This is a genomic window from Dolichospermum circinale AWQC131C (genome assembly GCF_000426905.1).
Taxonomy (GTDB): domain Bacteria; phylum Cyanobacteriota; class Cyanobacteriia; order Cyanobacteriales; family Nostocaceae; genus Dolichospermum; species Dolichospermum circinale.
Genome location: NZ_KE384597.1, coordinates 62,963 through 65,356, shown reverse-complemented (window position 1 = coordinate 65,356; position 2,394 = coordinate 62,963). Strand labels below are relative to the sequence as shown.

The 2,394-nt window shown below is 32.6% G+C and carries 2 protein-coding genes; one reads left to right on the top strand and one right to left on the bottom strand.

Features of this window, described 5'->3' with window-relative positions:
• The first annotated feature begins 168 nt into the window (after positions 1-168).
• On the top strand, positions 169-1,461 hold the full coding sequence (locus ACIR131C_RS0105560; protein WP_051347498.1) for a glycosyltransferase family 61 protein: 1,293 nt from the start codon (positions 169-171) through the stop codon (positions 1,459-1,461).
• Positions 1,462-1,593: 132 nt separating this feature from the next.
• Here the strand turns inward: ACIR131C_RS0105560 and ACIR131C_RS0105555 are convergent, their stop codons facing one another.
• Positions 1,594-2,337 carry a sterol desaturase family protein gene (locus tag ACIR131C_RS0105555; RefSeq protein WP_081677165.1) on the bottom strand — a complete coding sequence of 248 codons (744 nt, stop codon included), beginning with the start codon at positions 2,335-2,337 and terminating at the stop codon, positions 1,594-1,596.
• Positions 2,338-2,394: the final 57 nt, after the last annotated feature.

Here is a 2,394-nt window from a genome sequence, read left to right as displayed (position 1 = left end):
CAGATTCTTGATATCTGACGCACCCTAGAACAGATTTTTAGTGTGACACTTGCGTAAGTCCTACTACAGTTTTCTTAAATATTGATTAAATTCATCTCAAATATAACCAAAAACCCAGACAATTATATTGTCAAGTGCATCTAACAGAACTAAGAGGTTTACACGCAAATGAATAAAATTTTTCGGTATGTACAAGAGTTTTTGATATTTAGACTTATATATCCTGTTTTATTACAATACATTGATCAGCATCTCATCACGATTACGGAAGAGATGGAAAAAGATAAAATGGAGAATAATATTCCTAAATTAGAATCAGAATATGAACAGTTACCTATTCTACAATTCATTTATTACATCTTATTTAACTATCTACATAATAACCTAATTACTAGGGTAGATTTGCTCCAACAATGTCAAGCTGAGAATAACCTATATGAGTTAAAATATGAGGAAAATATTGACCTAAAACCAGCTATAAGTTATCAAAAAATTCCTGAAGCATTTAGAGAAAAAGAAGGTAAATTTCAATTTACAGATCCTTTTGCAGTAGTTGTCAAAAATGTGGAGTTATTTGGCATTTATGCCATTGGGTTTACCCAGGATAAAAATATTATTTTAGAAACAGTGTTAGATAGAGTCGATGTTTTAGAACACACTACCATTTCCACCATGAGGGAAGGGTTTAATTCTCAATATATTGCACCTATAGCTAATATAGAACATTTTGATTTAGCCTGTTCATTTGTTAATTATTGGAGTCATTTATATGCCCATTGGATTTATGAAGCTTTAACCAGATTAGAAGTTTTAGAATATTATGTTAACAACACAGCTAAAAAACCTCTTTTAATTCTTGATCCGCACCTTCCTCAATGGAAAATACGCTCTTTAGAATTGATGGGTTATAGTTCAGCAGACTATATTAAATGGAACGGATCTAGAGCTAAGGTTAATGAATTAGTCATTTGTTCTAAAAGACGGGAAGGAGGACGTATTTCTCTCAAAGCTTGTCACTGGGTAAGAGAACGTATTCTCAGCAACTTAGATAGTTATGCAAATCCAAATCTGGTTTTAAGTCCCAAAATTTTTATTTCCCGAAGAAAAGCAAATGCTCGACGCATTCTTAATGAAGAAGAAGTCATATATAATCTAGCCAAAATGGATTTTGTGCCTTATGTACTTGAAGATTTAGATTTCGCAGATCAAGTGAAATTATTTGCCCAAGCTAAATTTATTATTGCTCCTCATGGTGGTGGAGTGACAAATATTATTTTCTCACAAAATTTAACTTTAATTGAAATTTTTGGGGAGAAAATCAGTCATTTTTATTATACAGTTGCTCAGGGGTTAGGATTTGATTATGCTTGTATGTTCTGCGAAGGCAAAAATGAAGATATTATCGTCAATTGTCAAGAATTAACGAAAATAGTGAATAAAATGACGAAAATTAGAATTTGATCTGAGTATTGATCTTAATAGGGTGCGTCAGATATCAAGAATGTGTTTATTTCCACTAGATCCCCGACTTATAACTAAGATTTATCATTTATTTACATCATTAATGAAGAAGTCGGGTATCTTCCGCCAGTTTTAAATCCCTAAAATCATTTTGGCCGTGATTGGTTCATTATTGGAAGCAGATTGATTGGGATCTAACTGATATGTATCTGGTTCTAAATAAGTGCTAAATAACCGATCAAAAATAGTAAGTGTGTCTCCAAGATTTTTCCCTTCAAAGTCATAGTGATGAATGCTATGAAACCGAGGTGTTACATACACCCATTCCAGTATTCTCATCCAAGGTCGCCATTTAACATTCAAATGTATCCAATTATCTTGAAATGCCAAGTGCATTAACACAAACATCATAAATTGTCGAGGAATTTGCAGTAATGGGAAGCCTATGTAAGATACCGTATATAACATTGCACTAATCAAGCTGACTCTTTGTGCAGATAACCACCATACTGTATTACTTGAATGATGAAAGCAATGGGTTAACCAGAGATACTTATTTGCGTGTTGCGCTCGATGAATTACATAATATAAGAACTCTTTTAATATGTAGGCGGCAATTATTCTTACCCATATAGGTAAAGATAATAAACCTGTAGATTCTATGAAATTGGCAGGAAAAACCAATATTTTACCGAGTAACATCCAAGTAGTGTAGGTATTGATGATACCATAAGTAAATGATATTGATGCTGCTGTAAATTCTTTGATAAACACAGATTTGTATTCTAGTTGACGCAGAGGATCGTGTTTTTCCCAAAACCAAAGGATTGTGCCAGATGCAAACAGCATTAACCAATATAAAAGTGTATTTCTCATTATTTAGGATATTGCGTTCTATGGACTGATAAAAAAAATATCATTGTTCCCAGTTCC

Excerpts from the sequence above, each read along its gene's own strand:
- ACIR131C_RS0105560 (WP_051347498.1), top strand. The coding sequence starts at position 169 with ATGAATAAAATTTTTCGGTATGTACAAGAGTTTTTGATATTTAGACTT.
- ACIR131C_RS0105555 (WP_081677165.1), bottom strand. The coding sequence starts at position 2,337 with ATGAGAAATACACTTTTATATTGGTTAATGCTGTTTGCATCTGGCACA.